The sequence below is a fragment of the Paenibacillus sp. 37 genome (assembly GCF_008386395.1).
GTDB lineage: Bacteria > Bacillota > Bacilli > Paenibacillales > Paenibacillaceae > Paenibacillus > Paenibacillus amylolyticus_B.
Genome location: NZ_CP043761.1, coordinates 5,944,754 through 5,969,768 on the forward strand (window position 1 = coordinate 5,944,754; position 25,015 = coordinate 5,969,768).

Consider the following 25,015-nt stretch of genomic DNA (forward strand, 5'->3'; position numbering starts at 1 on the left):
ATACCACAATTCCGTTCCCTCTCCAAGTAAAGGCATGTAACAGGCCTTGATCCAATCCATATTTAGGAGCTCATCTCTTGACGACTTAGTTCAGCTAATCCTTCTTCAACTTCGTTACGTGGCAAACCGCCCTGCTCCAGCTGTTCATCCGTGAGTTGGCTCAACCTTTCGTAGAACGCCTGTACATCATTTCGGTAGCTCACCGGAAATTCAGCACCAAGATGTAGCAATCTGTACCAACTGTTCTCTGCCTGGTCATAACGCCCTTGTTGTTCACGATACAGGGCAAGCTGTCTTTCGGTTCGAGCAGGGAGTTCATATTCTTTCGTAAGCCCCAACACACCCTCAACCCGTTCCGGTGCGTCTAATAACTTGGGATTAGCGCCATGATTCAATGCATACAGGTAAAAATGAATTGACCTCATCAATCGAATGACAGCATCATCCTCTGCGTCCATTCTCTCCTGATCATCGATGCCTTCCACTTTGGCCTTCTCTTGATAAATATAGGCTTCTTCTTCAATCAGCCTGGCGGCGTGCTGCAGATTGTCCACTTCAATCATTCCGCGAAAACGGAACATTTCAATAACATCCTCTGCTGGCAACGAGTTCAATAGCGATAAGTTTAACCCAAACTGCCTGCGCATCAGCTCATCCAGTTCAGACAATGCCTCGGTGTGCTTACGTTGCTGTTTGAGCGTGAACACTTTGCCAATTGCTTCAGTCATTTCCTCCATCATGCGGAGCAGATAATCTTTTCTGAACATGCTGCATGCCCCCTCATCATTCGACCCTATACATCCTATCGTTCCTTTATATTTATTTTAATTCATGCCATGACAAAAAGCCAAAAACAAGACACACGCGTCTATGCTCTGTCCATGAACACAATAAACCCCTGCCTATCCAAAAGGGACATTGCAGGGGTTAGGTTGAAATGGAACTGGATACCCCTCCTCCACAAGAGGTTGAATCATCCAGAAACCAAACTATATTTTAATAAAATCAACATAAATCACTTCATCAATTACTTCGATAATCCAGCCATAAATTGTTTAATGACCTGAATTAACTCTTCAGGAGCTTCATACATGCTCATATGACCTGCACCCGCAATTACGGCTTGCACGATATGTGGCTTGTCACTTGTAAATGTACGTTCTGGCGGGATAACCGCATCCTTTTCTCCCGCAACCAGCAATACAGGTAAAGGTGTAGCCGATAACACATCGCGGCGATCCGGACGTTCTCGCATAGCAAGTGCAGCACCAACAGCACCTTGAGGAGCAGTCTGGTAACCAATTTCCTTCACACGTGTTACATGCTTAGATAGCGATTCCACATGTTCTGGTGCAAACAGTCCGGGAACCAGTCCATCTACAAAATTCACGATACCTTCTGTCTGAATGGTGGATACAGCACGAAGGCGTTTTTCCTTGGCTTCTTCACTGTCCGGATAGGCTGTCGAATGAATCAGACCAAATGCATTCAAACGCTCCGGGTGACGTTGCGCAATCGAGAGCGCAATGTATCCACCCATCGAGTGTCCCAAAAGGACCGCTTTTTCCACATTCAACTCATCCATCAACTGTAATACATCGTTGCCCATCTGTTCGATGGTATAACTTCCTACAGGTGCATCTGTTTTTCCGTGTCCACGCAGATCAGGTACGATACAGCGATAGCTTCGTGCCAGTTCAGGTACGACTTCATCCCAATATGATGAACTGCCACAGTATCCGTGGAGCAAAATGAGTGCTTCTCCCTTACCTTGTTCGGCATAACAAATCGTCGTTCCATCACACATCACTTTTTCCATATGAATCCCTCTCTCTGCGCGAATTAAATAATTCAGGTTGTATATTATTAAGCCTACATATCATAAATGAAACGTTTGTCTCCATTTCCATGCTTCAATTGCGGCGTCTGCAATCGTTCGGGACATCCCCATGACGAAGTGAAGCGAGGTCATCTGCAAAATGGAATAGGGCCTTGGTCCATTAGCATTAACCACAGCCGCTACACTGTATTGCCCAACAGGGGGTAGCTTGCCTCCGACCGATTGGGCCGGAATGAGTGGGTTATTCGAGAGATAGTATGTACCTACCGCATGCTTTGGTCCCAGACATGCATCAATCGCTATGATGGCATGGTGTGCAGGAATAAGTGCCAATTTCTTTTCCAGCGTATCTGCATCACAAGGGGAAGACAGCGTGCCAATCACGTTCTCCATTCCGCTCTCTTGCAGTATACTTCCGGTCAGTGGACCCAGAGCATCCCCGGTGGAACGATCCGTACCGATGCAGATAAACGTGATCTCAGCTGGAGAATGAAGTTGAACGATGTTTTTGAAAAATAAGACCAGATTCTCTGCAGGCACGCCTTTGCGGACTTCCCTTCCTTGATGACGAACCATTTCTCGCTTATAGGCTGCCAAGCTGTATTCCCTCCAGTACAATCAGGTTTCAGTTAAATCCTGTTGTTGTATCCATCATTGTAACCGATGCTTGGTTTCCTCGCAAAAGCATTAGCCTGAGCGCTTCCAATCATGATACAATAACAAGAGTTTCCGAAACGGAAGGGATGAACTTAACGATGGATTTAACACAAGCAACAGCAGCCAATATGGAATATATGATTGAAGCGATCAAAACCAAACTTCGTATGGCAAGCGGTGCCGCCATGCAAGCTTCTTCATTCCCACTTGAGAAATATGAAGATCTGTTTGACCTGTATGAAATGATTTTGAGCAAGGAACATCTCAGTATTTCTGAAGTGGAAGCTGTCGCTTCGGAACTGGGTAATCTTCGTAAATCTTAGTAAAAAAAGGACCTGTTTTCCACATCACCGTGGGAACAGGTCCTTTTTCACATGTTTATATTTCCAGACTCTTTTAAGGAATACATCCTTAAGGCAGGTCAACCAAAACAAATTCGGCAGGTTCACTGTCTGTGCTCGTGATTTGCAGATCACAGCTTTTGCGAATTCGTGCGGCATCGCCCGGCTTGAGGTTGAAGTTACCATCCGAACAATGAATCTCTACATGCCCACTGATCAGAAAAAGATGTGTCCGTCGATCTTCGTGTTGCGGGTACATCAACTTTTTCCCGGACTCCAAATGGGAGAGGTAACAGGTTACATCCTGGGAAATAGGCAATGCGCCTTCGCTTCCCTCTCCCCCTTGCCCGGATACAATCGGACATAGACGATTCAAGTGCTCCTGCGGCTCTATTCTCCGATTCATATAGGAAGGTTTCAGCATACGCTCCGATGGCAAAAACCACATCTGGAGGAAACGTACCGGTTCATCCGCTGACGGATTGGTCTCGGAGTGTTCCACTCCCGTCCCCGCACTCATCACCTGGACCGTACCCGGTTCAAGCAATTGTTCTGTTCCCATACTATCCGTATGTTTGAGTGTGCCCGAAATGACATAACTGACAAGTTCAAGATCATGATGTGGATGTTTCTTAAAGCCTTCTTGCGGCATCAGCGTGTTTTCATTATGAGCCAACAGACAGCCAAAATGGGCGTTGCTTGGATCATCATAATCCGCAAACGAAAAGCTGAATTCACTGTGTATCCAACCTCGATCCGACGTGTGCCTTTCTTCCGATGTCACCACTTTAATCATGTTCATCCACCTCCAAGGGTTTAGAGCTGCCACATTACCGCGGCAGTCCATGCGTGTATATGAATTGTATAGATGAATACCAGTTGGTATGTCATCTTTACCCGAGGTCCGGCAACTCTAATCACGCCCCTTCTTAAGGTTATACGCTATCTTCAAGTGAGTGGAGAATGAACTCACTATCTGCATGACCTACAACGGTACCCGCATCATTTCGGATGTCCGAAGGGAACACTTCAGCCAATCGTGCAATGGTTCTCTCATTGGAATAACCAATCTGTCTTAGGATGGATTGGGTGATGAAAGCCCACTCTTCCTCGGAACCATCAAGCACCTTGAAGGTGATTCCCAGTCTTTCTTTTTTCAGACCAAATCCGAATACCCCCTTGAATCCACCCTTCGCTACAATGTTATCGTCTTCCAGCAGCACTGAATCTACACGCTCCGTGCCACCTACCATCAACGGATGTTCATTCATAGCTGATGTTATGGTCTCTACAGCTGTTCTTGTGGAAGGATCAGCGATAAGATCCGGACAAGCGAGCTTCAGATAAGCGTTCGACAATGCCGACAACGGCAAAGAAAATACCGGAAAGCCGCAGCCATCCGTCCCAAGCTCAATCTCTTTTTCCTCAATACCTGCCAGGTCGGCAAAGGTTTCAAGAATTTCTCGTTGTACCGGATGATCCGGTTCAGCGTAACTACCCAGGTCAACCTGCTTCATCTGACTGTACCCCAGAATTCCCAGATGTTTTCCGGAGCAGTTGTGTAAGATGCGCCGTTTCTCTCCTTGTCCACGTAACCATTGATTACGGCTTTCTTCATTAAGCGGATAGCTTGGTGCACAGATTAAGCATTCTTCTCCCAATCCGATCTTACCAGATAACTGCTCCAGCACCCGAATGTGTTCCGGTTCTGAACGATGCGAAGAGGACATAATGGCAACCTCCTGTGCGGATAGGCCATAGTGACTGGCAATTCCTGCCCGAATACCTGGAATGGCTTGAAAAGGTTTGGCAGATGAGCGAGTGAACGCTCTAAAATGAGGGTCACCAGCCGAGTATACAATTCGGCCATACTCATCCGTAATACTTATGTGTCCGTAATGGGCGCATTCCATAACGCCTGCACGGTATTCTTTAATTAACAAGGCACTCTCCATGCGAGTTCTCTCCTTTGTGCTCCCGATTTCATCTCTGCTTTGCGTCACGACGCCGCATGGGATATCTTAAATAGTATAGTACAAAAGCGACGTTTTTACAGTTTTTTCGACAGGCGTTTCGGGTATAGCTTTATCATCTATGTTCATCTACTACAATAACTGAAGGAGAAACTCATTATGCCGCGCAAAACGTATTCACCAGCCTCATTCAGTTCAAATTCCGGTACGTTATTACGTCCACTCCTCAACTGGAGTTTGGCTGGTCTGGCCCTCAGCGCATCGGTTGTATTCATCCTGGCAGGTCTGGGTGCCTGGTTGGGTGCTGATGTTATTATTCGTCTGGATGATCAAATTCAGCAATTATTTTATCTGAATTCAGATTCACGTCTTCATCTATTCCCTTACACTGCATTCATAACCGCACTGGGTTCTTTCAAAATCTCTGCTGTGGCTGCAGGAGGTTTTGCTCTTCTTTTCTTCATTCAACGCAGTCCAAGGTTTGTTGTATATGGATATGCGCTCACGGGAAGTTTTGCCATGATGTGGATTCTGAACACGTTATTGAAAGAATTTTTCAGACGAAGCAGGCCTGAACTGGATCATCTGCTGGTCGTTCACGGGTACAGCTTTCCCAGCGGACATGCCATGATCTCCATGGGCTTTTACGGCATGCTCTTTGTAATCTGGGCCTTGGAACGACAACAACATAAATATTCCGGTGTGTGGCTTCCTGTTCTATTTGGTATTAGTTTTATTTTCTTGATCGGCCTCAGCCGGATCATGTTGGGTGTTCATTATCCTACAGATGTATTTACTGGATTTACTGCTGGATTGGCATGGATCTTCTGCATGGTTAAGGGCATTAAACAAAGCCGCTAAAAGAATGAATTCCTCTGATTTCCAGTTCATTCATCTTCATCTTTATTGTTTCACAGGGTTGCACGGGGTTTATATACGAAGTAAGCAAACGCGAACAGACAACATCCTACATCAAGTTTAAAGGAGGCGGTTGTTATGTGGGGCATCATTATCAGCATTGTGATGGCTGTCATCATCGGTTTGATCGGAGATGCACTTGCCGGTCACAATATGCCTGGAGGCATAATCGGTGCAATGATTGCAGGATTTGCCGGAGCCTGGCTGGGAGCACTTTTGCTTGGTAACTGGGGACCCGTTATCGGTAACTTTGCCATCATCCCTGCCATCATTGGTACAGCGCTCTTTGTTTTCTTGCTGGGGCTTGTGTCCAGACTGCTAAGACAGGCTGCCTGATTCGGGCAACAAGGTGTTCGTTGTTTCGTATTTGTTTCTTAAATTGAAGAAGGAGTGATTAGACATGAATAAAGCAGAAGAGCAATATCCTGTACAGACGGGTTCAACTTTCGCAAAAGGTATTTTCATCGGGGGTTTGCTGGGAGCTGCAGCAGCACTACTCTTTGCGCCTAAACCGGGACGTGAATTGCGTGGTGACCTTTCCGAGAAAGTGGGCATCGTTACTGACCGCACCAAAGAAGTGGCAACTGTTGTAAGTGACAAAGCCACTGAACTGGCTAAAACGGTCTCTTCCAAAACTTCCGATATTGCAAAAACGGTAAATCAAGGCCGCAATGATGTAATGGACTCTGTGAGAAAAGCGTCCGCTGATGTGGCTAACGAAGCATCCCGTGCATCTGATGAAGTGGCTGCCGCTTCCGTTGAAGCGAAGGAAGATGCACGTAAAGAACTTAACTCGACTAGCCTGTAAGGCGATACAGATCGAGTGACCAATAGCCAGCTGCACTCCAGCTGGCTATTTTTTATCCAATGAGAGTTGAGGAGGACAAATAATATGAGTAAAGTTACAATCAACGGTAATACTCCAATTACAGGAGGAACACCAGCACAGCAGTATGATACAAGCGAGCATCCTTTTGAATTGCGTCATGAGGTAAAGCGATTAAACACCCGTTTGGACCAGATTGCGGACAGTCTGGAGAGAGCACAGATCAAGGATATTATTGAGAATTATAGCAGTCCCAAAAAGCGGATTATTACTAATTTCACAGCGGGCATGGCACGAGGTCTCGGTCTGACTGTGGGTACCTTTGTTGTTCTCGGTTTGCTGGCATTCATTCTCAGCCAATTTGTGAATATGCCTATTGTGGGCCAATATATCGCTGACTTGCTTGGTTATATTGAAGATTACAAAAACTAAAAGGACTAACCAATAGTAGGCTATCCCTTACGTTTTTCCGTAGCTCCTTTTTTCTCTATCTCTTCAGCTGAAGGCTGTGAGGATTTCACTTTGAGCAGATCTCCTGTCCAGCCTTTCATCATCAGCCATACATACATGCTGATCATGCTTAAGATAATGACAACAAGGACCAGTACAACTCCCCATGATTTGTCGATAAAGGGCAGGTTCTCAAAGTTCATCCCCCATATCGCACCAGCTGCCGTGGCGGGTATGAACACAGCAGTGACAATGGTCAACGTCTTCATGATCTCATTGCCACGTACACCGGAGATCGCATTATCAATGGAGATTAACGTATCAATCTCTTTCTCGTAGTGACTAAACAAACGTTCCATTCGCTCTACTCGATGTTGGAGCTGCTTGAAATATCGATTTTCATTTATTTCATCAAGGTAAGCCTCATGTGAAGCAGCCATCAGTTCCGAGTAAGGGATGAACAGATTACTCCAATACAATAATTCAAATCGAGCGGCGAGAATCTGGTCCATCAAGGTGCGTGCATTGCGAGATTCCATCTTCCGTTCCAGATCACGCAGGTTCATCTCAAAATGATCCATTCCCACATGGTAGTAATGCAGTATAGCTCGAAAGAGTACAAACATCCCGTCCCTGGCCTCACTACATTGCTGTAACATATGGGCACGTTCATCCGTCTTCATAATACCTCGTGTATTGTCATCCATATTCAAGGTAACCAGGTTATTACGATCGACATAAAAGAACATCTGATTATCTTTTCTTTTGTCATCTCTCTCATTCTTGATCGCATACAACAATGAACCAAATATGACTGGTTCTTTACCATTCACGAAACGGACGGACAAATAATTCGATTCTACTTCCGGAATTTTACAAAGCCAATACCGCATATCCGGAAACGCCTCTGTCAGCTCTTCCAAAGCATCGTTCATACTATCGGTGTCAGGTGCAACCCAATCCCACCATTGCCAATTATTTGAGCAAGATAACTTGTCACGGCGAGCTTCCAACTTGATTTGGTTCACAATCACTTTATCCACTCCTGCACTCATGTTCTTCATTGCATACCCATCTTTTTGATCCCAAAAAGGACACGTATGCATTTCAGCGCAATGACGTGTCCTTCTTTATGCCGTACTCAACAACATCAGGGTTCCATTTTTCATAACATTGAAGCATTAGACATGATCTGTTTCAATTTCTCTGTAGCTCGCTTCTGAATACGAGATACGCTCATCTGTGAAACACCAAGCTTCTGGGCAATTGCCCGCTGAGATTGGCCATCCTGAAAGGCTAGAATAAGTACCTGCTGCTCTTGTTCCTTCAATTGTCCCAATGCCTGTTGCAAGTCCATCCGTTTTTCGACCGAATCATAGTCATTAACATCCGCACTGATCAGTTCACCCAATGTAGCTGCACTGTCATCCTGAGATAAAGGAGAATCCAGTGACACATAGTGATAACATTCCCGACCAGCCAAGACTTCAATCGTCTCTTCTGCAGTCAAATCAAGGTATTCAGCAATTTCGTTCACACCGGGTGAGCGCTCCAGCTTCACGGTTAACTCATCAATGGCATGTTGCACAAGTGCTCCCTTTTCCTTAATCCTCCGGGGCACCTGAATATACCAGGATTTGTCTCGCAAGTAGTTCTTCATATGACCGATCATGCTCTTCATGGCATAAGGTTCAAACGGAATACCCAGGTTGATATCGTATTGCTTAAGCAAACGAATCAAGGCCATCTGCCCGGTCTGATACAAGTCTTCGTATAGATCGGGGCGATTCCGAGCAATTTTACCTGCTGCCATCTTAACCATCGGTTCATATTTACGGATGAGAACTGTTGCAATTTCATTATCTTGGGTCTGCTGGTATTCCCAGATCAAACCTATAGCTTCAGACATGGACTCTGGGGGAGTCACTTTTTCATTCATACTTTCTCCTCACTTCTTGCAAGACGTTTTACGAGTACTACTTTCGTACCTTTGCCCGTCTCACTTTCCACACTGACATCGTCCATCAAGGCTTGCATCAGGTAGAACCCAAGTCCGCCAATCTGCGCTTCTGTCAGTTCTTTGTCGTGAAGACCAGCACGTGACACAGCAGGATTCATGTTCTCGAAGCTGGCACCTTCGTCCTTAACAGTAATGGACAATGTTTCGCCTTCGACTTCGAATACAACTTCAACCATGCCGCCTTCGTGTGAGTAAGCATACAGTACAGAGTTGTTACAGGCCTCGGATACAGCAACTTTCATATCCTCAATGTCTTCATAAGAAAATCCCATTTTGGATGCTACTCCATAAAGATTAAGTCTTACAATATCAACGTAATCAGCTGTCGCCGGTAAATTAATGGTGACTCTTTGAACTTCTGCATTCATTCCTTTTTCGATCCTTTCCTATTGGGAATTCTTCTGTGTGACAAAGAATTTGGCGATGCCCGTCATGTCAAAAAGTTTCTGGATTTGCGCAGGAACTTCCTGTACTTCAAAGCGAGCTTCCATTCCATGTCTGGCCTTCAGAACAGATAACAGGATACCAATCCCTGTACTATCGATATACTTCAATTCTTTCATGTTGATCACAAGATCCTGTTCCTTGTTATCCACCAGCGGCTCCATCACCAAGCGGAAGTCAGGAGCAACCGACAAATCCAGTTCGCCAGTCAGATACACCGTGCACACGCCGTCCTGTGTTTCAGTTCTTGCATTGAATTTTTCGTTTTTGTTTGTATTCATTAGACATCTCTCTCCTGATCAATGGTTTCCTTACCTAATAACCCAACTTCCGCACGAGTGAAACAAAAAGAAGTTTGGAAAATATTTCAATTGGCCTGATTCATGGCTGAAGGGCTTGGGTCTAACATTTGTCGTTGTTTCTGAAAATGGGCTATTTTCTGTTTTACATTGCCCATTTTCACCGGTTTACTAATATAATCATCCATGCCGGCAGCAATACAGCGCTGTTGAATACCTTCCATCACGTTAGCAGTCATGGCTATAATGATTGGCTGATTAGACTGGGACAGACTCTCTCGAATCCGCCGTGTACATTCCAAACCGTCCATCACAGGCATCTGCAGATCCATAAACACATAGTCATAGGGATACCGGCTACCGTTTACCATATCGAGTGCGCTCTGCCCATCTTCAGCAATGTCTGAGAGCAACCCCAGCTTACCAAGCATAATCGCCATCAACTTCTGGTTAATCGGATGATCATCCACAATTAATACCGTAGGATATTTATTCTCATTTTTCACATCCGTTGGTTTCTCTTCCCCGTTCCTCTGGACCAGTTCAGTTTCTACATAACGTTTCGCCTGAATTGTAAATACAAACGTCGCTCCCCGTTGCTCTGTTGTATCCAGATAGATCTGTCCACCCATCATTTCAACCAGAGTCTTGCATATTGCCAGTCCTAAGCCAGTTCCACCGTATTTACGTGTCATGGATGTATCCAGCTGGGAAAACGGCTGGAACAGGCGATCAACTTTGTCTGAAGCGATACCTATCCCTGTATCTTTAACAGCAAACTCCAATGCCATTTGTCCGTCTTTTTCTTCATTCACTGACACGATCAGATATACTCCACCCTGGTCAGTAAATTTGATCGCATTTGCAATTAGATTCAAGAGAACCTGACGCAGCCTTGCCATATCTCCATAGATTAATTCAGGTACAGAATCTTCCAGGAAATAATCCAATTCCAGATTCTTTTTGCCTGCTTCTGCAGCAAACAGTCCCAACACTTCCCGAATACAGGAGGCAATTTCAAAAGGATGCTCTTCAAGTTCCATTTTGCCGGATTCCATCTTGGTGAAATCAAGAATGTCATTGATGACCGTGACAAGTGCATCCGCGCTACGACGAACGATGTCTGCATATTCCTTCTGATCTTCCCTCAGTTCCGTCTCCATCAGCAGATCAACCATGCCGATAACTCCGTTCATCGGTGTACGAATCTCATGACTCATCATTGCCAGGAACTCGGTCTTTGCATTGGCTGCAATTTCTGCTTCTTCCTTGGCCTGAATGAGTTGTTGGTTCATCTTCTCCAGTTCCTGTGTCTTCTGGTGAAGAAGCATGGTCTGTGTCTTCAAACGTTTATTGGTGATAAACATCTCTACAAAACCCTCGATTTTGGATTTCAAAATCTGAGGAATAAATGGCTTAACCATGTAATCAATAGCCCCGGCTGAATACCCGGCAAACAAGTGCTCCGCTTCTCTGCTATTGGCAGAGATGAATATAATCGGCACATCCTTGGACTTGTCCCGTGCCTTAATTAACTTTGCTGTCTCAATTCCGTCCATTCCAGGCATCTGCACATCGAGAACGATAACCGCAAATTCGTCTTTTAGCAGACAGCGGAGTGCCTCTTCTCCGGAAGTTGCCTTAACGAGTTTATATTGTTCCGATTCCAGAACTGCTTCAAGAGCAAGCAAGTTCTCAGGGCGGTCATCTACCAATAATATGTGGATTGGTTCATTGAGCCCCATGGCTAACCCTAACCCCCTATTTGATCTTCCGGTATATTTTTTCGGTCCGGTCTAACGGCTCATAGGTATCACTGAACTGTGTAAAATGTATAGATTCTTTTGACCCCAGAACCAGAATACCAAAGTGGCTCAAGCTCTCATGAAACAGCCCATGCACATGGTTCCGCAGTTCATCATTAAAATAAATCATGACATTACGGCAAAAGATAACATTAAACTCGTTAAATGACCGGTCTGTTGCCAGGTTATGCTCGGCGAAAATGATGTTCTTCCTTAGAAAAGGATGAAATATCACCGAATTGTATTTCGCTGTATAGTACTCGGAGAAGGCTCTGGTACCCCCTGCCTCCAAATAATTTGTAGTAAATAGTTTCATTTTCTCAATGCCATATACGCCTTCTTTGGCCTGTTGCAAAGAGCGATCATTCATATCCGTTGCGTAGATTCTTGCCTTGTCATACAGTCCTTCCTCATGCAACATAATTGCCATGGAATAAACTTCCTCTCCCGTAGAACATCCCGCATGCCAAATTCGGATATACGGGTAGGTTCTCAGAATAGGAATAATCTGTTCCCGAAACATTCGGAAAAGCGAAGGATCTCGAAACATTTCCGTTACAGGGATGGATAAGTTCTGTACAAAACGGTCAAACGCGGAACGGTCATGAAGCACACGCTCCTGCAAGCCGGATATGCTCTTAACACCTTCAGCATGTGCATGATGCCAGATTCTTCGTTTCAGGGATGGCAATGCATAGTTTCTAAAATCATATCCATATAAACGGTGCATGCCTTCCAACAGCAACTCAATCTCGATCAGCTCTCGCTCTTCATCTTGCGGCATGCGGACCAAATCTGCCCCTGTCTCGGTTGGTTCCCACGGTGTCATAACTTCTCTCCACTTCTTCATTTGTTACTTGCGTATTCGTCGTATTGTCTTTCATTACCCAAACAATCAACATACGAATAATGAACTTACGAATACAGCCATACGCGCATTAAGGATAACAATTGATCTGTCTGGATCGGTTTTTTCACATAATCAGATGCCCCAGCCTCAATACATTTACCGCGATCCTCTTTCATCGCTTTGGCCGTAAGCGCAATAATCGGCAACTTTTCAAACTGCGGGATCTGTCTGATTCGTGTCATTGCTTCATAACCGTCCATCTCTGGCATCATCATATCCATCAGTACCAGATCAAATTCCGGATTTTTGTCCAAAATCTCCAAAGCCTCTCGGCCGTTCTCAGCAAACGTCACATCCATCCGATAGCCTTCAAGAACACTTGAAAGGGCAAATACGTTACGAATATCGTCATCTACAAGCAATATTTTCTTGCCTTCAAACAACGTTTCTTTGTTGTGTAGTTTCTGTAAGATTCGACGCTTGTCTTCCGGCAAATTGGCTTCTACCCGATGCAGGAACAAAGTCGTCTCATCCAGCAAACGTTCCGGTGACTTGACATCTTTGATAATGATGGATTCCGCATATTTGCGCAGCTTCATTTCTTCCTTGGAATCCAGTTCTTTGCCTGTATAAATTATAATCGGCAGATCGTTCAGATATTCATCATCGCGAATCTGGTCGAGCAACTCAAACCCGGTCATATCCGTTAACATCAGATCCAGTACCATGCAGTCATAACGCTGGCTGTGTAATTCATTCAATGCCTCACTACCTGTCGATACAGCGGTGATTGCAACATCATCATGACCAATCAATTCAATAATGGCTTTACGCTGAATTTCATCATCTTCGACGATCAACAGTCGTTTTAATTGATTCTCGGTATATGATTTGATATGCGAGAATGCTTTATCCAGTGAATCCTTGCTCGAAGGTTTTTTCAGATACGCAATGGCGCCCATCATCAGCCCTTGCTTCATATCATCAATAACTGAAATCACATGAACCGGAATGTGACGTGTTGCCGAACTGCTCTTCAGCTCGCCCAGAATGGTCCAACCATCCATCACCGGCAATTGAATATCCAGGATAATGGCATCCGGCAGATATTGACGTGCCATTTCAAGTCCTTTATCACCTTGAAGGGCAACAAGTGCTTTGAATCCTCTTCCTCTCGCCATATCCATCAAAATATGTGCAAAGTTCACATCGTCCTCAATGATGAGAAGGATTTTGTCACCTTCCATAAGATTCTTCCGATCATCTTCGATCTGCGTGACATCTGGAGTATGGGTAGGAGAAAGATCTGTACCCACGCTACGCTCCGGATCAGGAGAGAGAATGGACTGATGACTTGAAAGCATGGTCCGTGTTTCGATGGACTGTTCATAAAGATCCTCTGAGGATACAGCCGCTTCTCTTGAAGCACCTTCCTCTGCCAAGGCTTCCTCTTCATGATTATCCGGCAGGTATAAGGTAAAGCAGCTACCTTCGCCTTCGGATGATTCCACCTGTATTGCGCCACCAAGCAAACGTGCCAGTTCCCTGCTAATGGACAATCCCAGGCCAGTTCCACCGTATTTCCGACTTGTAGTCCCATCCACTTGCTGGAATGCTTCAAAGATCAGATCCGTTTTATCCGATGGAATGCCAATACCCGTATCTTTCACACTGAATCCGAGATATTCCTGATTGGTGTTCATATAACCCGGCAGCTCTTCCGGTTTCATCCGTCGTCCAATCAGACTAACCGAACCTCGATTGGTGAACTTAAATGCGTTCGACAACAAATTCCGTAAAATCTGTTTGACGCGATGACTGTCGGTGTACACCCATTCCGGTAGATCGCTGTCGAAATCGATATTCAAGTTCAGTTCCTTTTTATTCGCCATCGGTCCGAAGTTCTGCTGAACAAAGCTGGTCAGCTCTTCCATTCGAACTGTCTCATAATTGATATCCATCTTACCTGCGTCCACCTTGGACAGATCCAGAATCTCATCAATCATCTTCAGGAGATCCGCGCCCGACATGTAGATGGTTTGCGCATATTCCTGCTGTTTGTCAGTCAGATTCCCACCCTTGTTCTCCGACAATAACTGGGACAGAATGAGCAGACTGTTCAATGGTGTACGGAGTTCATGTGACATATTCGCTAAAAATTCGGACTTGTACTTGCTTGTCATCGACAGCTGTGTAGCTTGCTGTTCCAACTGTGTCTTCGTTTTCTCAATTTCGTCATTTTTCTCTTCAACTTCACGCACTTGCTCTTCAAGCGCCCGCGTCTTGGCAATGAGTTCCGTATTAAAATGTTCCAGTTCTTCCTGCTGACGCTGCAGCAATTCCTCGGATCGTTTAAGCGCCTCTGTCTGCTCCTCCAGGTTCTCATTGGAACGACGGAGTTCTTCTTGCTGTGTCTGCAATTCTTCCGATTGAACCTGCAGTTCCTCAGTCAGTGCCTGGGATTCGCGCAGCAGCTCCTCCACACGCAAACGACGTCGAACGTTGTTCAAAATTACGCCCAGGTTCATAATCAGTTGTGTGAACAACTGCTTGTGAAGTTCATTGAAACCTTCAAAGGAAGCCACTTCAACTACACCAATCAGTTCATCTTCAAACACGACAGGATAGATCATGATACCCGCAGCACGTGTTGAGCCTGATGCTGAACCAATATGCACATAATCTTCAGGCGTATTTTCCAGAATAATCGGTGTCATATCCAGCGCGGCTTGACCAATCAGGCCTTCACCGATGCGATACATTTCTTTACCAACATCTTCGTTCTCTTCAAATGCGTATGCACCGTAACGTCTCAGTTCGTCGGGATGTTTCTCCTCATCGATCAGATAGACGACACCCAACTGAGCGCCAAGCACAGGTGTGAACTCACTGATAAACATCTGTGAGATTTGGCGAATGGAGCCAATCCCCCGAAGCAGCTCCGGAACTCTTGCGATGTTCGAACTCATCCAGTTTTGATCCTGCTGAGCCTGTACATAAGCCCTCTCGATTTCCAGTTTTTCTTCCAGATCACTGGATACATCTTTGAACACACTGGCAATCTGACCAATCTCATCGGTTGATTTGACCTGTATGCGCCGAATGGTTCGGTAACGCCCTTTACCAAAGCTGGTAATCATCATAGATACCGTGTTCAGCCCCCGCGTAATACTCGGCAGCACCCACATAATGACACCCAATGCCAGCAACAACCCCGCAATCATGATACTTATCGTGATCTGTACGGCTCTCGTATACGCTGCATTAGCGTTTTTGATCTCGGCATCAATCTCTTGGTCCTGATAACGGGAAAGAGCATTCAAACTATCCACAGCTTCTTTTTGCACCGCGAGTCCTGTTGAATTGCGGTAGTTATTCGCATCTTCCACCCGGTTTTGGGACATCAGGCTAACCTGCCTAGTTGCATAGTTGTTATAAGCCTCCCATGCCGTGTTGACACGATCCACCAGCTGATGTTCAGGTGCACTGTCTGCCCTTTTTCTCACTTCCTCGAGGTTACGATCGCCACGCTCTTTCATCGCTTTCAAATCCCCATCTGCTGCCCCAATGGAGTTGGTTGGGTTTAATAACAAGTTAGCCAGCACTTTGGCAATGTCATTAACCTCTCCGCGGGCAGCTGAGGTGAACCTTACTTTGAGATAACGTTCCTGATACATCTGATCAATCTGCTTATTGCTACTGTTCAGGCGTTCATAACTCACAAATGTGAGTACGATCAGAATAGCCATCAGAGCGGTAAAACCAATCAGCAGTTTATTCCTGATCTTCATTCATCCCCCGCCCCTTTATCCAAAGTAATCCAGACCAGACATTTATCATCATCCCGCTCCTGGGGAATTTCGTCGTCAAAAAACATCGCCTGCATGGCAGCTTCATTCCACTGATGTGAGCCGGTCAGTTTTTCGATCAGGAATTCATGTTGTTCTTCCTGCCCGCCCTGAACAGCTTCCAGTAATCCATCCGTATAAAGTGCAATATGCCCGTCACCCTCGTAATGGATCGTTTGTGGTTCAATATCCATCTTGTCAAATAAACCAACAGGACAGCAAACACTGTCAAATGTGGTGACACTGCCATCGTTTCGGAAAAATAAAGCAGGTGGATGCCCTGCATTAACATAATCAATACGTTTCATCCGTGTATCAACGACCAGATAAATTGCCGTGAAATAATACTGCACCAATTGTTTTTCCAGATGGAGCTGGTTAAAACGACGGTTCAACTCCTGAATAACCTTCTCTGGATCCACATAAGTGGTAACCGTATCTTTCAACACAGAAGCGATAAACATCGTAAACAGGGATGAAGATATCCCGTGTCCCATCATGTCAAGCAGCAGCACTCCGTAACGGCCTTCCCCAAGGGGGTACCAAGAATAGAGATCACCGGCAAGCTCAAAGGATGGTTTATAGATGGCATGCACTTGGAACAGCGGGTCCCTAATTGCCGGACTTAAAACCGCATTTTGGACCATCGCTGCTAACTTGAGCTCATCCTGAATACGTTGATCGCGCTCTTTGTGCCAATCCTTCTCCTGTTTCAAACGAAGTGCGAGTCGAATTCTGGCCATCAGTTCGACTTTATTAATCGGTTTGGTCACATAGTCAGATGCACCTGCATCCAATGCTTCGGCAAGTTTCTTAGAATCTCCGATGGCAGTCACCATAATAATCGGTATATCCTTCAGATTCTCAAATTTCTGCACAATACTGCAGGCTTCGATACCGTCCATCTCGGGCATCATCATATCTAGCAAAATTAGATCAATATCCGACGGTCTTGGACGAACTTCGTTGCTTTCCTCCCCAATTCCCAACACTTCAAACATTTCCATGGCGGAACTCGCCGTTACAATGTCACGATAGTTCTCTTTTTTCAGAATTTCTCGAATGATAATGACATTCGTCGGATTGTCGTCAACAATAAGTATTCTCATTGATATCTCCTTATCTGTGGCGTCCGGGTTTGTCGATTCTTATTAAGTAAAAACGAACGTTAATTATACAAATTTTTCATACAAAACGGCAGTAGACATAATAATTCCTAGTATAACTATAATCGTAAAATCAAAAAAACTCTATCAGTAAATGGCACCATCACGGGTAATGTTCACCGCTTTTCGCCCTGTTTTTGCAGCGTCCTGATCCCGCTTCCAAACTTGCAAAAACATAGATAAGGAATGGGGCTTTCCCCATTCCTTATCTATGTTTTTGATTAAGCATTTTACATAAATGATTCAGAAGCTTGTCCATGTTCAGCAAACTTCAACTTATCGGGTTAATCTTTCTTTTTAGCAATAACGAGCACTTTACCTTTGTCGAGTTCACTCTCGTAGAAGTCCGCTTCGGCTTCGGTAAAGCCCATCGAAACAATTTTGGCCCGGAGTTCATCACCACGTGAGCGGAACAGATTCGCCAAGGAATCAAATACGCCTTCTTCCTTAATGCCAATTTCTTTGGCATCTGCTGTATCTGCAATTCGATCTGTACGATCCTTCTCATGGGCGAGAACAAAGATTTGATCAGCAAGGTATCCGGTAATCTGCAATTCTTTCACCGCTTCTACCGCCTGGACTCCGTTTTCTACCACTTTTGCATAAGCTTGCTCATTGGTTGAATTCATCGTTTCCACTCTCCTCTGATTTAATCTTCTGTATCGAGCTACTTAATATATAACCATACTATATGGGGTTGAAACGATTCGGTAATAACCAATCCTAGGAAACTGTGTCATCAAAAAGATCAATGCCTTCAATCTGCTGAGAGCCTGACTTCATATATACTTTCAGAGCCTGGTCTCCACGCAGAAACACTTCTCCGTCCTCTGCCACATAATAAGGTTTCCCGAGAGCGTGATGGATCGCTTCAATATTCATCTCAATTCTCTTTCCGTTTAACATGATGTGATTCTCAGATGCATCGATATGCACATATTGAATGACATCCGTATCTTCACACAAACCAACCTTTACATCATGAAAGTGATATTCAGGACACCCCAGATAAGGATCTTCCTGCTTATGCCCCGGCTGGCCCTTCTTGGCCAACAAATCATCCATGGTGTCATCCAGAGAAATGCCATTCAGAGTCCGAAAATGCTGGAAAGTCTCGGATCGATCAACAGCCAGAGTTACCTCTGACGCCTTCTCTTCCATTGCCGTCCATTGCATATCGTGAGCAGCGGGTACCGCTGCCGGTTGAACGGAAAAGGGAGAAATTACGCTAAACATCACAAGCAGTAGTTTCATCATGATTCTCACCCTTTCATCAGGTTCATCACCGCTCTGAAGGCTTCTTTATGGTTACAAAGCGGTCATGTTACTTGCGCATCCGTTGCCATACATTCGCTGCAACATCAATATACTTCATCCAGTTTTTCCCGCCCTTAGCTTCACCATTATATGTAGCTTCATAGGATTGCAGGGTACGGTCCGTTGATGTAGCAGGCGGTGCGGTTACATGAACCGCTTCAGCATGTTTGGTCTGTTCAGCGTTGTTACGTTTGGTCTGAAATTTCGCCATCAGCGTTGTGGAGACTTGTTTGGCTGCTGCCGTCACTTCATTCAACACTTCACCCAGATTCTCAACAGATTCCATAACAGGATCAATTTTTTTCATTTTGTGCTGTACATCCACCGTAATATCATTGGCATGTCTTACCGTCTGCTTCACTTCATAACTAAGTTCATCAATGGTTTTCTGTACCTCCTGCAATGTTTGTGAGACATTGTCCAAAGAACCCTGAGCGGATTTCAAGGTACGAATTAAAAAGAAAACCAGTACTGCAAATGCCACTGCAATCAGGGCCACGCTAATTTGATAGATCATAGAAGAACCTCTCTTTCCATATGTGCATCAGTTTGTTATTGCTATAGTTACCCGGCGATTTCCCGGACGAAACAATATTATATATCCCTTCATATATGCCTTCGCTTGGAAAAAAAACCAATGTTTCAAGTGGTTAGCACTCGGTTAAAGTTAGACTACACAAGGCGGTGAGGTGAACACAACTCACTGCACAATCAATTATACGAAAGGATGAAACCTTATGTTGAAATGGTCTGTATTATTTCTAATTATTGCTCTGGTAGCAGGTATTTTTGGATTCTTCGGTATTGTTGAAGCAGCTGCTTCAATCGCGAAAGTACTCTTCTTCATCTTTGTTGTACTGTTCGTAATCTCCCTGATTACGGGGCGCAGCCGAATGCGATAACCTCAGGCTCTGATATGACTGAGTGTTACTAAACGAATACATACAAAAGCCGATCGTGCTACCAAGCCGATTGGCTTTTGTGCGTTCAGGCATAGGTCAACTTTTCTATATTATGTATTGCACTCCCTTCTGCTTTATTCCAATTCGCCCTCGTATGAATCCCAAAAAATCAGGACCTTTTTGAGATAGCCAACCCGGTTTTATCCCACCGAAGTATGATATTTACAGGCTTGCTATATACCCACATATGAGCCAGTTGACACTGGAGAATGCAAGAAAATATTGTTATAATTTGTGATTCATAAGGGTGCTTGCTTGGTTACTTGTAATCAGGACAACATTTTACATACCTACCGAGGAGGAAAAACAAAATGAAAAAAATCGTGAGTTTTGCCGCTGCTTTAACGTTGATGGGTTCAATGGCTGCCGCTGCAGGTGCTGAGGAAGCGGTTACTGGAACGGTAACTCCGGAAACAGGAACTGAGACTACAACAACGCCAACGACCACTACAACTCCAGCTGTTGAAGTGAACAAACCTGCTGTAGAAACAGTAGAAGGTACTGCTGAGACTGTAACAGGCACAACAACAGACACTACAGGTGCAGAAGGTACTTCAACTACAACTGAAACGCCAGCTACGACTACAGATGACAAAATGTTTGAAGAGCCACTCGTAAAACCAGGCGATGAAGTCCTGGCACCAACGATGTTGCTGAACCTTCTGGAGCGCACTTGGTTCTATGATGCACCTAACGGTAAACCAATCGGTGCATTAGGTTCCCAAGTCATCGATACAACAGGTGAAGTGGTTGATGGATTCGATGGCGGCGAGTGGGTACAAGTATACACTTGGAAAGGCAAAGCGTGGATCCACGTTGCCATTCAGTAACATCGTATAATCGTTCTAATGATAAGTAAAGAGGACAGCACGCACAATCGCGGCTGTCCTCTTTTGATTTTCCAAGATGTTCACTCCCTGTTCAAGGGTTCCTTGTGACTTCTTCCGTCTTTGGTTCCACATGTACATGTACATGCATGATGTTATGCGATCGCTTCAACCGCTCTTCAACACGGTCACAGATCTGATGGCCTTCAATCAAGCTTAGGCCTCCGTCCACTTCAATGACTACATCCACAAGTACATGACTGCCATGCACACGTGCCTTCACATCCTTGATCATCTCAACACCGGGAACGCGTGCTACCGAGGATCTGAGATCCGTCAGTTCCTTCTGGTCAAATCCATCGGTAAGACGATGTGTAGAATCCCGGAAAATCTCCCAAGCCGTTTTGCAGATCAACAGACCTACAGCAATGGCAGCTACTTTATCCAGCCATGGAAGTCCGAACTGCGCACCTATAATTCCAATTGCAGCGCCTATGCTGACCCAGGCATCCGAACGATTATCTTTCGCCGCAGCCATCAGAGCCTGACTATTAATTTGTTTAGCCAGACGGTGATTGTAACGATACACGCCTAACATCACCACAGCACAGACTACAGCCACCGCTGCCGCCCACAGGTTTGGAGCAACAAAGGCTCCTTCATACCAGGAGCGAACGGCTTCAACCAATACTTGCAGCCCAACCATAGCCATAATAAATGAAGCCACCAAGGCAGCAACAGTCTCCGCTCTGAAATGACCATAGGCATGATCCGAATCAGGTGGTTTCTGGGAGATCCGAAGCCCGATCAATACAGCAACGGATGCCACAATATCCGTAAGGTTATTAAAACCATCGGCCAACAAGGCGCTGGAAGCAAATAAATAACCACAGATCAGCTTAAAGGCGGACAAGACGAGATAGGCTGCGATACTAACCCAAGCCCCTCGCTCCCCTTTTCGAATTTCTTCATAAGCGTTCAAACCGGGCGACACCCCTTTTAACGTTTCGTATTACGGTTTTTTCATGTTAACAAATGTGGAGCGTGTGGGTCTACAGAAACAGTGTTGCCAGGCTCCATTGCTGTAGGCAAGCCGAAACAAAGTTGCCAGACGGCAGGGCTGTAGTTAATGAGAAAAAATGTTGGCCTGGGTAAAACCAAAGGTTTTGAGCATTTTATCAGGTTGCCCTTGTAGGGCTTTTGTAAAACGTATAAAATAGGTACATCCCGTCCAATCTGGACGGCTCACTGTAAGACCGGGAGGGAAATAACGATGAGCGAAAATAACGAACCGAAAAAGGTCAGTTTGCAGGATGCTATACGCCAAAAGCTGGCGCAAAAGAAAGAACAAGCAAATTCTGGTAACCAATCCAGCGCCTACTTTGAAGGCGGACCTAAAGCGATGAAGAGTCAAAACAACAAGAAGCCTAACAACCAGCGTCGCCGTACTGGTGGATCTTAGGTCTTAAAGCCGCAGAGAAACCCATTGAATTACAAAAAGAACCGCAAGCCCTCTTTACAGAGGCTTGCGGTTCTTTGGTGTTCCTATAATAATGTGCTGCAGATGATGCTTAGTTTAAGCTTCTACCGGATACATTTTATTGCGCAGTTCCTTGATTTCATCACTTTCCAGATATTCGTCATAGCTCATTTGGCGATCAATGATGCCATTCGGCGTAATTTCGATAATCCGGTTAGCAATGGTTTGAATGAACTGATGGTCATGGGATGTGAACAGCATGGTGCCGTCAAAATCAATCATACCATTGTTCAGCGCTGTAATGGATTCGAGATCCAAGTGATTCGTAGGCTCATCCAGAATCAATGCGTTAGCACCAGTCTGCATCATTTTCGCCAGCATACAGCGAACTTTCTCGCCCCCGGAGAGTACGCTTGCCTTTTTCAAGGATTCCTCACCTGAGAACAACATACGTCCCAAGAATCCACGCAGATACGTTTCATCCTGATCTTTGGAATATTGACGGAGCCAATCCACAAGAGTCATGTCTACACCGTCAAAATATTTGGAGTTGTCTTTCGGGAAATAAGCTTGAGTTGTAGTTACACCCCATGTATATTCGCCGCTATCCAATTCCGTTTCACCCATAAGAATATCAAACAAAAGTGACTTGGCATTTCCGTTCGGGCCAACAAATGCAATTTTATCCCCTTTGTTCACGACAAAGCTGATATCATTCAGCATGTTTACACCATCAATGGATTTGCTGATACGATCTACGGTCAACAATTGTTTACCGGCTTCACGCTCAGGTTTGAAGTTGATAAACGGATATTTACGGTTCGATGGACGAAGGTCATCCAGCGTGATTTTATCGAGTTGTTTCTTCCGGGAAGTTGCCTGTTTCGATTTCGAGGCATTTGCAGAGAAACGTTGAATAAAGGCTTGAAGCTCTTTAATCTTCTCTTCTTTTTTCTTGTTAGCATCACGTTGCAACGCAAGTGCCAATTGGCTGGATTCATACCAGAAGTCATAGTTACCTACGTACAACTGGATTTTACCAAAGTCGATATCCGCAATGTGCGTACATACTTTGTTCAGGAAGTGACGGTCATGGGATACTACAATAACAGTACCTTCATAGTCCATCAAGAAGTTCTCAAGCCATTGAATGGATTCGAGATCCAAGTGGTTGGTAGGCTCATCGAGCAACAGGTTGTTTGGACGACCAAACAATGCTTGTGCAAGCAGGACACGAACTTTTTCATTACCACTTAGTTCATTCATTTTCTTATCGTGCATTTCACGGTCGATACCCAGACCGATCAAGAGTGCCGCTGCATCAGGCTCAGCATCCCAGCCATTCAACTCGGCAAATTCACCTTCAAGTTCACCCGCACGCAGGCCGTCTTCTTCTGTGAAGTCCGCTTTGGCATACAGCGTATCTTTTTCTTTCATAATGGCATAGAGACGACTATGACCCATAATTACCGTTTCGAGAACCGGATACTCATCATATTCAAAGTGGTTTTGCTTCAAAACGGCCATACGTTCGCCCGGGGTGATGTGCACCTCTCCCGAGTTTGATTCAATTTCACCGGACAAAATTTTCAAGAATGTTGATTTACCGGCTCCATTGGCGCCGATGAGGCCGTAACAGTTTCCTGGTGTGAATTTGATATTTACATCTTCAAAAAGTGCACGTTTTCCGTAGCGGAGCGTGATGCCGCTTGTACTGATCATTAAGCATACCATCCTTTATTGGTTAATCTGCATACTGCATGAATAGCAAGTTGCGTAAATCATGGATTCAATATCCCGATGCCTATTCTGGCACCATATTATAACACAAAAAAGCGGCAAATTCGAAAATTGGCCGCTTTTTACTTATTAAAGATTTGGTAAATGTACTGTTCATGCAGGCATATCCCTACATTAACATATTTAGCTCACTTTTGTTAGTCCCGTTTACCTTCCTCGTGGTGAATGCGGAGTGTTTCACCATGACCAAGCACCCGAATCCGCTCTTTACCAATGCCTAGCCGTTCACGTTCAACTTCCAGCCGATCCAGCGCTTCCTTGGGCGTATCATCCGCCAGCTTGAATGTGCCGTAATGCATTGGCACCATGAGCTGTGAGCCGGATTCAACGAACCCCTGCAGCGCTTCTTCAGGTGTCACATGCTGAGAAGTCATGAACCACTCCGGATCGTAGGCACCGATGGGCATCAGGGTAACACCAATGTCAAAGCGCTCTCCAATCGTTTTGAAACCCTGGAAGTAACCTGTATCACCCACAAAATACAACACAGGCGGACCGCCTGATGCTTTGGATGTTTCATTCTTCCCTGATTCCGTGGATGATTCATCCTGACTGCTCGCTGTTGCAGCACTTTCCGCTGCTGAAGTCGTCGCCGCATGGTTCTTTTCCAACACATAACCGCCCCAGTGGGACGTATTGGTATCAAACAGTGTTCGGCGCGTCCAGTGCTGTGCAGGCACAAAAGTTATTTTGACTCCGCCAAGTGTCATATGATCCCACCATTTCATCTCCTGGCATCGATGGAATCCTTTGCGAATCATCTTGCGCTTGAGACCATCGGGTACGATCAGCAACGTCTTGGCTGTAATCAGCTTACGCAAGGAAGCCAGATGCAGATGATCATAGTGGGAATGGGATATCAGAATGACATCCAACGGTGGAATATCCTGAATCGGAATGCCGGGGGCACCGAGCCTTCGTTGAAATCCCATTTTTTCGGCCCACACCGGGTCAGTCACGATGTTCAATCCATAATATTGAATGAAAAACGTGGAGTGACCAATCCAGGTAATACTTGTGTCATCCCGGTTGGCATGCAGATAATCCAGTTCAGGCGGGTGTTTGGGCACGGTGTAGGAGTAGTCCTTCACTTTATTGCGCCGTTGCTCCCTCCATTGCTTGAATTCCTTCAGCGTTTTGTCCGTACTTACATTATCGATATTGTTATAACGGATTTTCGGCATGAAAGGGC

At 45.2% G+C, this 25,015-nt stretch carries 27 protein-coding genes; 8 read left to right on the forward strand and 19 right to left on the reverse strand.

What is annotated here, in order from left to right:
- Window positions 1-62 precede the first annotated feature (62 nt).
- The 3 genes from F0220_RS25565 to yyaC form a co-directional block, all read right to left on the reverse strand.
- Window positions 63-767, reverse strand: coding sequence for a DUF6483 family protein (locus F0220_RS25565; protein WP_105601864.1), 705 nt, complete (start codon window positions 765-767; stop codon window positions 63-65).
- 260 nt (window positions 768-1,027) lie between these two features.
- A complete protein-coding gene (locus tag F0220_RS25570) occupies window positions 1,028-1,819 on the reverse strand; it encodes an alpha/beta fold hydrolase (protein WP_036607004.1) in 792 nt (263 codons plus the stop codon).
- 60 nt (window positions 1,820-1,879) lie between these two features.
- On the reverse strand, window positions 1,880-2,437 hold the full coding sequence (gene yyaC / locus F0220_RS25575; protein ID WP_105601865.1) for a spore protease YyaC: 558 nt from the start codon (window positions 2,435-2,437) through the stop codon (window positions 1,880-1,882).
- 158 nt (window positions 2,438-2,595) lie between these two features.
- Between yyaC and F0220_RS25580 the strand changes: the two genes are divergently transcribed.
- The gene (locus tag F0220_RS25580; protein ID WP_017692283.1) at window positions 2,596-2,820 is read left to right on the forward strand and encodes a DUF1128 domain-containing protein; all 225 of its coding nucleotides are present in this window, start codon (window positions 2,596-2,598) and stop codon (window positions 2,818-2,820) included.
- Between the two features lie 88 nt (window positions 2,821-2,908).
- Here the strand turns inward: F0220_RS25580 and F0220_RS25585 are convergent, their stop codons facing one another.
- Window positions 2,909-3,634, reverse strand: a complete 726-nt coding sequence (locus F0220_RS25585) for a pirin family protein (protein WP_105601866.1) — start codon at window positions 3,632-3,634, stop codon at window positions 2,909-2,911.
- 139 nt (window positions 3,635-3,773) lie between these two features.
- A complete protein-coding gene (locus tag F0220_RS25590; RefSeq protein ID WP_105601867.1) occupies window positions 3,774-4,793 on the reverse strand; it encodes an asparaginase in 1,020 nt (339 codons plus the stop codon).
- A gap of 177 nt (window positions 4,794-4,970) precedes the next feature.
- Between F0220_RS25590 and F0220_RS25595 the strand changes: the two genes are divergently transcribed.
- From F0220_RS25595 to F0220_RS25610, 4 genes are all read left to right on the forward strand, one after another.
- Window positions 4,971-5,672 carry a phosphatase PAP2 family protein gene (locus F0220_RS25595; protein WP_091019338.1) on the forward strand — a complete coding sequence of 234 codons (702 nt, stop codon included), beginning with the start codon at window positions 4,971-4,973 and terminating at the stop codon, window positions 5,670-5,672.
- A gap of 135 nt (window positions 5,673-5,807) precedes the next feature.
- The gene (locus F0220_RS25600; RefSeq protein WP_017692278.1) at window positions 5,808-6,065 is read left to right on the forward strand and encodes a GlsB/YeaQ/YmgE family stress response membrane protein; all 258 of its coding nucleotides are present in this window, start codon (window positions 5,808-5,810) and stop codon (window positions 6,063-6,065) included.
- A 64-nt stretch (window positions 6,066-6,129) separates the two neighbouring features.
- Entirely contained in the window at window positions 6,130-6,537 is a 408-nt protein-coding gene (locus F0220_RS25605; protein ID WP_076212649.1) for a YtxH domain-containing protein, read from the forward strand.
- Between the two features lie 84 nt (window positions 6,538-6,621).
- A complete protein-coding gene (locus tag F0220_RS25610) occupies window positions 6,622-6,987 on the forward strand; it encodes a DUF5665 domain-containing protein (RefSeq protein ID WP_017692276.1) in 366 nt (121 codons plus the stop codon).
- A 20-nt stretch (window positions 6,988-7,007) separates the two neighbouring features.
- On the opposite strand, the gene F0220_RS25615 is transcribed toward F0220_RS25610, so the two are convergent.
- From F0220_RS25615 to F0220_RS25665, 11 genes are all read right to left on the reverse strand, one after another.
- Window positions 7,008-8,060, reverse strand: a complete 1,053-nt coding sequence (locus tag F0220_RS25615; protein ID WP_374954432.1) for a magnesium transporter CorA family protein — start codon at window positions 8,058-8,060, stop codon at window positions 7,008-7,010.
- Between the two features lie 110 nt (window positions 8,061-8,170).
- Window positions 8,171-8,944 carry a sigma-70 family RNA polymerase sigma factor gene (locus tag F0220_RS25620; RefSeq protein ID WP_047841571.1) on the reverse strand — a complete coding sequence of 258 codons (774 nt, stop codon included), beginning with the start codon at window positions 8,942-8,944 and terminating at the stop codon, window positions 8,171-8,173.
- Entirely contained in the window at window positions 8,941-9,393 is a 453-nt protein-coding gene (rsbW, locus tag F0220_RS25625; protein ID WP_149846805.1) for an anti-sigma B factor RsbW, read from the reverse strand. Before rsbW ends, F0220_RS25620 begins: the two co-directional genes overlap by 4 nt.
- 18 nt (window positions 9,394-9,411) lie before the next feature.
- A complete protein-coding gene (locus tag F0220_RS25630) occupies window positions 9,412-9,750 on the reverse strand; it encodes an STAS domain-containing protein (RefSeq protein ID WP_036606989.1) in 339 nt (112 codons plus the stop codon).
- A gap of 86 nt (window positions 9,751-9,836) precedes the next feature.
- Window positions 9,837-11,513, reverse strand: coding sequence for a response regulator (locus F0220_RS25635; protein ID WP_105601869.1), 1,677 nt, complete (start codon window positions 11,511-11,513; stop codon window positions 9,837-9,839).
- A gap of 16 nt (window positions 11,514-11,529) precedes the next feature.
- A complete protein-coding gene (locus F0220_RS25640; protein ID WP_105601870.1) occupies window positions 11,530-12,402 on the reverse strand; it encodes a CheR family methyltransferase in 873 nt (290 codons plus the stop codon).
- Window positions 12,403-12,488: 86 nt separating this feature from the next.
- Window positions 12,489-16,214 carry a response regulator gene (locus tag F0220_RS25645; RefSeq protein WP_091019333.1) on the reverse strand — a complete coding sequence of 1,242 codons (3,726 nt, stop codon included), beginning with the start codon at window positions 16,212-16,214 and terminating at the stop codon, window positions 12,489-12,491.
- Complete coding sequence (locus F0220_RS25650; RefSeq protein WP_091019331.1) at window positions 16,211-17,380, reverse strand: PP2C family protein-serine/threonine phosphatase; 1,170 nt, start codon at window positions 17,378-17,380, stop codon at window positions 16,211-16,213. The genes F0220_RS25645 and F0220_RS25650 overlap by 4 nt, the downstream gene beginning before the upstream one ends.
- A gap of 341 nt (window positions 17,381-17,721) precedes the next feature.
- Complete coding sequence (locus F0220_RS25655; protein WP_017692267.1) at window positions 17,722-18,066, reverse strand: YflT domain-containing protein; 345 nt, start codon at window positions 18,064-18,066, stop codon at window positions 17,722-17,724.
- 94 nt (window positions 18,067-18,160) lie between these two features.
- Window positions 18,161-18,694 carry a hypothetical protein gene (locus F0220_RS25660; RefSeq protein WP_091019329.1) on the reverse strand — a complete coding sequence of 178 codons (534 nt, stop codon included), beginning with the start codon at window positions 18,692-18,694 and terminating at the stop codon, window positions 18,161-18,163.
- Between the two features lie 67 nt (window positions 18,695-18,761).
- Complete coding sequence (locus F0220_RS25665; protein WP_036668007.1) at window positions 18,762-19,271, reverse strand: DUF948 domain-containing protein; 510 nt, start codon at window positions 19,269-19,271, stop codon at window positions 18,762-18,764.
- A gap of 220 nt (window positions 19,272-19,491) precedes the next feature.
- On the opposite strand from F0220_RS25665, the gene F0220_RS25670 reads away from it, so the two are divergent.
- Together F0220_RS25670 and F0220_RS25675 are read left to right on the forward strand one after the other, a co-directional pair.
- Window positions 19,492-19,656, forward strand: a complete 165-nt coding sequence (locus F0220_RS25670; RefSeq protein WP_017692264.1) for a DUF1328 domain-containing protein — start codon at window positions 19,492-19,494, stop codon at window positions 19,654-19,656.
- Between the two features lie 371 nt (window positions 19,657-20,027).
- Window positions 20,028-20,546: a hypothetical protein gene (locus F0220_RS25675; RefSeq protein WP_105601871.1), complete on the forward strand. Its 519-nt coding sequence runs from the start codon at window positions 20,028-20,030 to the stop codon at window positions 20,544-20,546.
- Window positions 20,547-20,637: 91 nt separating this feature from the next.
- Here F0220_RS25675 and F0220_RS25680 read toward each other — a convergent pair whose 3' ends face one another.
- The gene (locus tag F0220_RS25680) at window positions 20,638-21,525 is read right to left on the reverse strand and encodes a cation diffusion facilitator family transporter (protein ID WP_105601872.1); all 888 of its coding nucleotides are present in this window, start codon (window positions 21,523-21,525) and stop codon (window positions 20,638-20,640) included.
- 291 nt (window positions 21,526-21,816) lie between these two features.
- Between F0220_RS25680 and F0220_RS25685 the strand changes: the two genes are divergently transcribed.
- Window positions 21,817-22,005 carry a hypothetical protein gene (locus F0220_RS25685; RefSeq protein WP_017692261.1) on the forward strand — a complete coding sequence of 63 codons (189 nt, stop codon included), beginning with the start codon at window positions 21,817-21,819 and terminating at the stop codon, window positions 22,003-22,005.
- A gap of 114 nt (window positions 22,006-22,119) precedes the next feature.
- On the opposite strand, the gene F0220_RS25690 is transcribed toward F0220_RS25685, so the two are convergent.
- Together F0220_RS25690 and F0220_RS25695 are read right to left on the reverse strand one after the other, a co-directional pair.
- Complete coding sequence (locus F0220_RS25690; RefSeq protein ID WP_105601874.1) at window positions 22,120-23,745, reverse strand: ABC-F family ATP-binding cassette domain-containing protein; 1,626 nt, start codon at window positions 23,743-23,745, stop codon at window positions 22,120-22,122.
- Between the two features lie 215 nt (window positions 23,746-23,960).
- Window positions 23,961-25,007, reverse strand: a complete 1,047-nt coding sequence (locus tag F0220_RS25695; RefSeq protein WP_149846806.1) for an MBL fold metallo-hydrolase — start codon at window positions 25,005-25,007, stop codon at window positions 23,961-23,963.
- Window positions 25,008-25,015 lie beyond the last annotated feature (8 nt).

Bases quoted from the DNA above. Each gene is read 5' to 3' on its own strand.
- F0220_RS25565 (WP_105601864.1), bottom strand. From the start codon at position 767: ATGTTCAGAAAAGATTATCTGCTCCGCATGATGGAGGAAATGACTGAA.
- F0220_RS25570 (WP_036607004.1), bottom strand. From the start codon at position 1,819: ATGGAAAAAGTGATGTGTGATGGAACGACGATTTGTTATGCCGAACAA.
- F0220_RS25580 (WP_017692283.1), top strand. From the start codon at position 2,596: ATGGATTTAACACAAGCAACAGCAGCCAATATGGAATATATGATTGAA.
- F0220_RS25585 (WP_105601866.1), bottom strand. From the start codon at position 3,634: ATGATTAAAGTGGTGACATCGGAAGAAAGGCACACGTCGGATCGAGGT.
- F0220_RS25590 (WP_105601867.1), bottom strand. From the start codon at position 4,793: ATGGAGAGTGCCTTGTTAATTAAAGAATACCGTGCAGGCGTTATGGAA.
- F0220_RS25595 (WP_091019338.1), top strand. From the start codon at position 4,971: ATGCCGCGCAAAACGTATTCACCAGCCTCATTCAGTTCAAATTCCGGT.
- F0220_RS25600 (WP_017692278.1), top strand. From the start codon at position 5,808: ATGTGGGGCATCATTATCAGCATTGTGATGGCTGTCATCATCGGTTTG.
- F0220_RS25605 (WP_076212649.1), top strand. From the start codon at position 6,130: ATGAATAAAGCAGAAGAGCAATATCCTGTACAGACGGGTTCAACTTTC.
- F0220_RS25610 (WP_017692276.1), top strand. From the start codon at position 6,622: ATGAGTAAAGTTACAATCAACGGTAATACTCCAATTACAGGAGGAACA.
- F0220_RS25615 (WP_374954432.1), bottom strand. From the start codon at position 8,060: ATGAGTGCAGGAGTGGATAAAGTGATTGTGAACCAAATCAAGTTGGAA.
- F0220_RS25620 (WP_047841571.1), bottom strand. From the start codon at position 8,944: ATGAATGAAAAAGTGACTCCCCCAGAGTCCATGTCTGAAGCTATAGGT.
- rsbW (WP_149846805.1), bottom strand. From the start codon at position 9,393: ATGAATGCAGAAGTTCAAAGAGTCACCATTAATTTACCGGCGACAGCT.
- F0220_RS25630 (WP_036606989.1), bottom strand. From the start codon at position 9,750: ATGAATACAAACAAAAACGAAAAATTCAATGCAAGAACTGAAACACAG.
- F0220_RS25635 (WP_105601869.1), bottom strand. From the start codon at position 11,513: ATGGGGCTCAATGAACCAATCCACATATTATTGGTAGATGACCGCCCT.
- F0220_RS25640 (WP_105601870.1), bottom strand. From the start codon at position 12,402: ATGACACCGTGGGAACCAACCGAGACAGGGGCAGATTTGGTCCGCATG.
- F0220_RS25645 (WP_091019333.1), bottom strand. From the start codon at position 16,214: ATGAAGATCAGGAATAAACTGCTGATTGGTTTTACCGCTCTGATGGCT.
- F0220_RS25650 (WP_091019331.1), bottom strand. From the start codon at position 17,380: ATGAGAATACTTATTGTTGACGACAATCCGACGAATGTCATTATCATT.
- F0220_RS25655 (WP_017692267.1), bottom strand. From the start codon at position 18,066: ATGAATTCAACCAATGAGCAAGCTTATGCAAAAGTGGTAGAAAACGGA.
- F0220_RS25660 (WP_091019329.1), bottom strand. From the start codon at position 18,694: ATGATGAAACTACTGCTTGTGATGTTTAGCGTAATTTCTCCCTTTTCC.
- F0220_RS25665 (WP_036668007.1), bottom strand. From the start codon at position 19,271: ATGATCTATCAAATTAGCGTGGCCCTGATTGCAGTGGCATTTGCAGTA.
- F0220_RS25670 (WP_017692264.1), top strand. From the start codon at position 19,492: ATGTTGAAATGGTCTGTATTATTTCTAATTATTGCTCTGGTAGCAGGT.
- F0220_RS25675 (WP_105601871.1), top strand. From the start codon at position 20,028: ATGAAAAAAATCGTGAGTTTTGCCGCTGCTTTAACGTTGATGGGTTCA.
- F0220_RS25685 (WP_017692261.1), top strand. From the start codon at position 21,817: ATGAGCGAAAATAACGAACCGAAAAAGGTCAGTTTGCAGGATGCTATA.
- F0220_RS25690 (WP_105601874.1), bottom strand. From the start codon at position 23,745: ATGATCAGTACAAGCGGCATCACGCTCCGCTACGGAAAACGTGCACTT.
- F0220_RS25695 (WP_149846806.1), bottom strand. From the start codon at position 25,007: ATGCCGAAAATCCGTTATAACAATATCGATAATGTAAGTACGGACAAA.